Genomic DNA, 6,989 nt, shown 5'->3' on the forward strand with positions numbered 1-6,989 from the left:
GCAAAGCTTGCGCCGATAAAGTCCAAGCTTTCCAAAGTCGACCTTGTGACAATTGTGCCTAGGGCAGCCGAGTTAAATGCCCTAAACGAGCAGATTGGCGGGCATGGCATTGAGCAAATCGACCAGGCAATTTCAAGCAAGTCAGGCGAACTTTACGAGCTTCTAAAGTGCCGCTCTGAAATAACGCGGGCGAATTTCGAGCTTCGCGACGAAATCTGCAGGCTCACCATTCTTCTAAACTCCATGCCTTTTGCAGATGCCGAGTCAATCAAGGCCTATCTTGAAGGCACGGGGGGCGGCGACATTGACGTTTCATTCCTTGGCATAGAAAAGCAGCACAACCTTCTTGCCTTGCTCTCAAGGCTTGGCAAAAAATCCTCAATTGAAGGCGGCATGCTCAAGCCTGCCATGGCGCAGGGGCAGCAGGCAGGGGAATTTACCGTTGTTGAGGGGAAAAAAGTATGGCTTTCAGGCGAAAAGCTTGCCCAGTTTTCGGAGAACCAGAAAAAGCTTTCAGAGCTTTCGCAAAAAATCCAGCTTCTCAACGCAGAGCGGCAGGTGCGCCTTCTCTCCCCTGACGAGCTTCTGCGGTACTCGTCGCTCCAGGCAGCATATGCCGATTCCCTATCCCTAAAAAAAAGCCTCGTGCAGTCCTCCATTGTAAACGAGGAAAAAGTAGCTATCAGCGTGAGGCAGTAAGGCAAAGAATCGTGACACTAGTGCGAAATTCCTCAAGGGTCTGCCTCCTTCCTGTTCCATATTACTGTTGGATATGGCGTATGGCTTGAGGCACATATCCGTAGTTTCGGTAAAACATATTAGTGAAACAAACTGCCAGACTCGCATTAGTGCTTTCAAGTCCTATTGCAAATACCTTATTATATTCTCATATCTAAGATCAAAGCGATGCGTTTAATAAAAAGTTTTGGGGTGGTGTGAAATGAAGCTAGCCTTTTGCAACACGGGTAAGTTACTTTTATTTTCATTGTTTTTTCTGCTTCTTGCATTTGGCTATTCGCACTCTGCAATCGCCATATCCCCGCAGTATCCAAATAACAACAGCACTGTTTATATCTCCAATGAAGTCATGATATCATATTCTGCGTATGTAACCTCAACTCCGACAAAGGAAGCCTTATACTGTTCGCTCCATATTGAGAAATTACGCGCCAATGCCTGGTCGGAGGTATCACGGGCACGCATGTATGGAATGAATGGAAAAATAATCTCCGGATTTAATACTGTGCTTGAAGAAGGCACTTACAGATATTATATCAAGTGCAATTCGTATAGCAATCAAGAGACCAAATCTCCTTATTTAAGATTTATTGTGGCCGGGAGCCAATCAACTTTAAGTGGTTTTAGCATTGAACTGACGCCAATTAGCCCTCCCCCAAACACTGTGACAAGTTCATCACCTTCTGAAATTGCATTCTCCTTCAAGTTCACTTCTTCTGATGCAGGGCCGTCGGATTATTGCGCAGTCAGCGTTAGTCGAGATAGGGGCGGTGTTTTCTGGGAATTTGTTGGGTTTTCTGGTGCTAATAACATAGAAAGCGGCAGGGTATTGTCATTCCCAATGACTTTAGAAACAGGCAAGTACAATTGGTTTGTTTACTGCCTTGGTTATCGCAGAACAACAGGTACGTACTATTCCAAATCAATAAACGCAGGCAGCTTTAAAGTAAATGCGCAAGCCATACCAAAATCAGTCGGTGTTGCGCATGTTAGCCCGGATGACAATTTCAATGCAACAACATTAAAAGTTCCTATTAAGGTTTCTTATAAGTCGTCTTCAAAGTCGGATGGAACATGCAATGTATTATTGTACAAGAAAAATGATATTGGCGACTGGGAGGTCTTCAAAACCTATCCTCAATTCGCTGCACAATCGGACCGTACTGCAGTATCCGAAATCAGCCTCCCCAAAGTCGGTTTCTACAAATGGAATGTGATATGCGACTCAAACTCATTTTTCGCAGAAACAGGCTCAAGGAATATTGAAGTTCCTCCATACTTCTTAAATCCCGATATAAACATCCATCCAACAGCAAGTCCGACGGAGGTTGTCTATAAGCATAATACGGGAAGATTTGACTGGTGCAATATTTTGGTGAAGAAATACGCTGCTCCAAACACATGGTCAGTATATTACTCTGAGATGAAACAACCCTCACCGCCCACTATCAGAAAAAGTATTTCAGAATCAGGGTATTATGCATGGGCTGTCAATTGTGGAAATTATTATAATCTGGAGTATCTGGATACAGGATACAATTATTTTGGAATAGGCACAGAAACTCCACAGGTGCGCCAGCAAACCCCTGAAGACAATTTCAAAAGCCCATCACAGCGTGTTGGTTTCAGCTATTCTTACAACAGCACCCAAATCCCGGGATCTTGCGACCTTGGCATTGAAGTCAATAATTCAACACGCTGGCAACCATATGCCAACGATGTCCAGAATATCCCGCCTAACTCACTTGGCGTGTATCAAAGATTGTTTGAGCCTGGCCAATATAGGTGGAAAGTCAAATGCAGTCAGGTTAATGGCGCATTCAACACCACAGGGTACAGGCATTTTACTGCGCCTGCAAATGTGACTTTGCTTGCACCTGAAAACAATAAAATCATAAGCTCAAATACAGTTACCTTCAGTTATCATGTGGGTATGTATCTTCGTGGAGGGTGCAAAATCGAGGTTTTTGGAAAAGATTCAACTGGCGGATGGGGCAGCCAGTCTAAGTTCATGAAAGAAAGGCGTCCACTACCAGGATCAATCGATTCGTTTCAGATATCTGGCATCCCATATGGGGACTATCGCTGGAACGTTAAATGTTACGCCAACTCCAACTCCCCATACACTTCGGGCTATAACTACTTTAATGTTGGCACATCTCCGGATGCCGGGAGTGGTTCTGGCGGCGGCGCAACAGACGGTTTGGCCAATACTGCCAATCAGCTTTTTGGCTTTGACTCAAGCAACTCAGGTCAGCAGGTAATAACCCTTGCAGTTTTAACTGCCATTGTATTATTTGTTTATTTCAACTATTTTGGCAAGAATAAAACTGTGGAACCTGCAATCCAAGCCAGACGGAACCGAAAGCCAAAGAAAAACAAAAGGCGAAGACAATAAACAATTTCCGGCATCCATCGCATGCCCGAATGCCCTACTTAAGTTATGGGCCATTCCAATGGGCCTTCTGATTGCAGCCATCCAGCCCCAAACTCTTTTTAAATCTCTTTTGCCAAAAAGTTAGCCTAATGGGCCGATAGCTTAGCCTGGTTGGAGCGTTCGACTGATAGAAACTTTTTCTTTCTTCCAAGGAAAGAAAAAACTTCACCAAAAAGAAAGAAGGCTTTAAAAGAGTTTTTTAGCAATCGAAAGGTCGGGAGTTCAAATCTCCCTCGGCCCAAAAATTCACAAGAATTTTTCGGGATTATTGCGCGCAGCGCAATCAAGCCCATTGCCATATGGGGAACTGAGCATTTCAGATGCTCCCCCTGAGGCTTTCACCCCCTTTAATTTTCACAAGCAACGGAAACGGCTGCAATGAGGAGTATTGCAAACCTGGTTCCCTTGTTTTATAAACAATGCCTCCGAACTTCCTTAATGCTCAAAATCGAGGTCATCAAATCAGGCAGGCGCTTCATGAAAATCAAGACAGGCCAGCTGAGGCAAGTAATAAACTCGCTTGTAGAAGAAAAGGCTTTTGTGGCTGTGAACAAGAGACAGTCTCTTGCCAAAGAGAGAAAATGGCAAAAATCAGTGGCGTCTGCCCTTGATTCCAAAGAAATGATTTTTGTGGCTTTGTTTGACAATGGTACATACGTAGGGGGAGCTGAGGCAAGAAAGAGAATATACAACGAATCCCATAATGTGCACTTTGGAATAGGCATTTTACGGAAGTATCGCGGGAAGGGGGCAGGCAGAATGCTGCTCCAATCGGCAATGGCTCAAGCAAGAAAAACACTCAAGGCAAAAAATCTCTGGATAGAATATGAAGAAGGAAACAAAATCGCGGCAAATTTCTACAGGTCTCTTGGCTTTGTTGAAGTTGCAAGGCTGAAAAACTATGTCAACCATTACGGTTCTTACTGCGACAAAATCCTAATGGGGCACAAGGGCAATGTCTGAGCCCAGCATCAAAGCCCATAAATTACTTGGGGTTTAAAGCTATCTCATGATTCGCGGTGGCAAGGGCGGCAGCAAGACGACACTTCATGGGCTTCATTTTGAGAAAAGGACAGATTTTGCTACAGTGATTTCCAAACTCAAGGACTACAAAGTTGAAGGGGACGCCATTCTCTTCAAAGGCAAGGAAATAGCCCGCCTTTACAAGAAGAACAAGCTTTACACCGGGCTTCTTGCACCTATGGGTGTTAATTACGAAAGGCTGATTTCCAAGAGGCTTCTTCCGGATGACGCGGTCCTAGTGTTGGTGAATAAGACACTTTACATTGTCGAAATCAAGTTCCAGACCGTTGCAGGTTCAGTTGACGAGAAGCTCCAGACCTGCGACTTCAAGCTCAAGCAGTATAAAAAGTTAGTCGAGCCAATAGGTTTGAAAGTAAAATATGTTTATGTGCTGAATGACTGGTTCAAGAAGCCAGAATACACGGACGTGCTTTCTTACATCAAGTCAGTTGGTTGCGACTATTTCTTCAACGAGCTTTCTTTGGACTACCTTGGGCTCCCAATTCCTGACGATTAGCTCATTTATCTTGCCGCGCCTGTCTCCTTTGCAATTAATCATCCTATTTGCATGAACTATCTCTGGCTCAAATTCAGCATAAAGATCAGCTGTAAAGTCGTTGTACGAATTGCTCAGCATCACATAGCAGCCTTTTGAATCAAGTTTCTTGAATATCTGCAAAAGTCTTTCCTGATCTTTAATCGTGAAACTGTCTTTGGTATAGCCTGTGAAATTTGAGGTTTCGGAAATAGGGAAATACGGAGGATCAAGGTAGACAAGATCGCCTCTTTTGGAGTTCTTCAGGACAACTGAAAAGTCACCACAATGGAGGTTGTCTTTTTGTAATGCTCTATGGACAAGGAGAAGGTTCTCGCTGTCAAGAATCTTTGGGCTTTCATATTTGCCAAAAGGCACATTAAAACCACCCTTCAAATTTACTCGATAAAGCCCATTAAAAGCAGTTTTGTTCAAGTAAATAAATCTCGCAGCTCTTTCTAACTTTGAATTCGGGTTTGTTGACCTGATATTGTAATAAGCTGTCACATCATTTGTATAATGAGATTTCGAAAGCTCAGCCATAAGGTCAAAGACTTTATTCTTTATAGCCCAGTATGCGTTGACTAGTTCATTGTTGGAATCGCTTAAGAAGGCTAGTTTTATCTTGTTCATAGCCTCTAGCCTAAAGAACATAGCTCCGCCGCCCAAAAACGGCTCGTGGTAATCTTCAAAATTAGGCAGGTCACGTGTTAGTTCATCTAACAGCTGCCGTTTGCCCCCAGCCCACTTTATAAACGGTTTTGCTTCTTCTAACATGTTCTCCCCGTCATAACTTGTTCTTCCGAATATTAAAATCTTCCTAGGCTAGCTTTCCAGTGGCTGTTAAAATTTGCCCTCGTGTATACTTGTTGGCCGTAAATTCTTCTACTTTATCATTCACACATACTTCTTTAGCACAATCTTCACCCATACTCTTTGAGCACAACAAGTGTCGTCGTCTTGTCGATTCCTGGTATCTTTCGCAGCTGGTGGGTAAGAAAGCTGTTGAGGCCGTCAGTATCACGCGCCGTGACTTTTGCAATCAAGTCCGTTGTCCCAGTCACTATTGCGACAAATTCCACTCCGTCAAGCTGCATGATTTTGCTTGCAGTCTGCTCCTGCGAATAATCCTTAGTGATATAATTCACAGTAATGCTGACAATTGCCCCGACACCAAACCCAAGCTTCCTTTTGTCAATCCTTGCCTTGTAGCCTGCTATTACCCCGCTATTCTCAAGTTTTGCAATCCTGTTGTGCACTGTCGTTAGGGGCACGGCAAGTTTCTTTGCAATCTGCTTTTTTGTCCTGGAGCAGTCTGCCTCAAGCAAGGCAAGTATCTCCAAGTCCTTCCCATCAATTTTTAGCTTTTCTCCAGTTTCCATGCCCATTCCACCCCAAAAATCTTAAGTATCGCGCTCCAGCTCTCGAAAAAACAATTATTATGGAAATATTTTCCATATAAAGCTTATTAATCTGTTGTTTTTTGTAATTTTTTCAATTTTTCAGGAAATAATTTTAAATATTTGCCAAGCAGCGGATATTGCAGGTGATAGAAATGCAAAAGGGAAGCAGCAGTGACGGGAAATTAGGCTCGCAAGAAGAAGGCAGGCTAAAAAAAACAGTAGAGAGGCTTCACTCAAGAAAAACCGCGGCGGTTCTTGCAATCCAGACAACGGCCGTAAATTCCATGCTAGATTTTCTCTACAAGAAAGGTTTTGTGCAGCTGATGCCAGTCATGCTCTCTCCAATCACAGACCCGCTTTGCCATTCGGTTTATGATGCAAGCATAGACTACTGCGGCCAGCAACTGCAGCTTACCAAAAGCATGATTCTGCACAAGCAGATTGCCGTCAGCTCGCCGCACCTCTCCAAAATCTTCATCCTCTCGCCAAACGTGAGGCTTGAAAAGCCTGAATGCGGGCCCCTTGGCAGGTATTTAATTGAGTTTACTCAGCTTGACATTGAAATGAGGGGGGCAACAAAAACGGAGTTCATGCGGCTAACTGAGGAAATGGTAAAGGATACACTATCAAAAATTGCAGAGGAGCGCAAAGGGGAGCTTGCAATTCTTGGAAGAGAACTTGTTGTGCCAGAATCGCCGTTTCCGGTGTTTGAGTCAAAGGAGTGGAAAACCAAGCTAGGCGGGGACTTCGAGGCGCAGCTTTCAAAAACACAAGTTACCCCGTTTTGGGTTATGGACCACACGCGGGAGTTTTACGACAAGGAGGATGACTTGAAGCGAGGCTACTACCACAA

Annotated in this window: 6 protein-coding genes; 4 read left to right on the plus strand and 2 right to left on the minus strand. The window is 44.0% G+C overall.

The features are described from left to right. Positions 1-940 precede the first annotated feature (940 nt). The 3 genes from FJZ26_02945 (at position 941) to FJZ26_02955 (ending at position 4,715) form a co-directional block, all read left to right on the plus strand. Positions 941-3,136: a hypothetical protein gene (locus FJZ26_02945; GenBank protein MBM3229365.1), complete on the plus strand. Its 2,196-nt coding sequence runs from the start codon at positions 941-943 to the stop codon at positions 3,134-3,136. A 417-nt stretch (positions 3,137-3,553) separates the two neighbouring features. Next, a complete protein-coding gene (locus tag FJZ26_02950; protein MBM3229366.1) occupies positions 3,554-4,138 on the plus strand; it encodes a GNAT family N-acetyltransferase in 585 nt (194 codons plus the stop codon). Positions 4,139-4,184: 46 nt separating this feature from the next. After that, entirely contained in the window at positions 4,185-4,715 is a 531-nt protein-coding gene (locus tag FJZ26_02955; GenBank protein ID MBM3229367.1) for a hypothetical protein, read from the plus strand. Here the strand turns inward: FJZ26_02955 and FJZ26_02960 are convergent. Then, entirely contained in the window at positions 4,644-5,510 is an 867-nt protein-coding gene (locus tag FJZ26_02960) for a DNA adenine methylase (protein MBM3229368.1), read from the minus strand. The two genes, FJZ26_02955 and FJZ26_02960, sit on opposite strands and share 72 nt — an antisense overlap. A gap of 146 nt (positions 5,511-5,656) precedes the next feature. Next, entirely contained in the window at positions 5,657-6,121 is a 465-nt protein-coding gene (locus FJZ26_02965) for an Lrp/AsnC family transcriptional regulator (protein ID MBM3229369.1), read from the minus strand. A gap of 167 nt (positions 6,122-6,288) precedes the next feature. On the opposite strand from FJZ26_02965, the gene FJZ26_02970 reads away from it, so the two are divergent. Further along, the coding region (locus FJZ26_02970) for a hypothetical protein (protein MBM3229370.1) at positions 6,289-6,989 on the plus strand (701 nt) is incomplete at its 3' end.

It is taken from the genome of Candidatus Parvarchaeota archaeon, assembly GCA_016866895.1.
Lineage (GTDB): Archaea > Micrarchaeota > Micrarchaeia > Anstonellales > VGKX01 > VGKX01.